Consider the following 438-nt stretch of genomic DNA (forward strand, 5'->3'; position numbering starts at 1 on the left):
TCTATGAGGAGCGCGAGAAGCGCGGCATCAACGACATCTATCTGCTGCGCGTCGAACAGCTCTATCCGTTCCCGGCCAAGGCGCTGATCACCGAACTGTCGCGGTTCCGCAATGCCGAGATGGTCTGGTGCCAGGAGGAGCCCAAGAACATGGGCGCCTGGTCGTTCATCGACCCGTATCTGGAATGGGTGCTGGCGCATATCGATGCCAAGCATCAGCGGGTGCGCTACACCGGCCGTCCGGCCGCCGCCTCGCCGGCGACCGGACTGATGTCGAAGCATCTCGCGCAGCTCGCCGCCTTGGTCGAAGACGCGCTTGGTGAATAGAGAAAATCTGGGCGAATAACAGAACCCGAAAGAAAACGGACAGGCACAATGGCTACCGAAATCCGCGTTCCCACTCTCGGCGAATCCGTCACCGAAGCGACCATCGGCAAAT

1 pseudogene is annotated in these 438 nt (G+C 60.5%); it reads left to right on the forward strand.

The window, feature by feature from the left end:
• Positions 1 to 326 (forward strand): annotated as a pseudogene (gene sucA, locus EN750_RS38745) (2-oxoglutarate dehydrogenase E1 component); the annotation flags it as partial.
• Positions 327 to 438: the final 112 nt, after the last annotated feature.

It is taken from the genome of Mesorhizobium sp. M7A.F.Ca.ET.027.03.2.1 (assembly GCF_003999175.1).
Classification (GTDB): Bacteria; Pseudomonadota; Alphaproteobacteria; order Rhizobiales; family Rhizobiaceae; genus Mesorhizobium.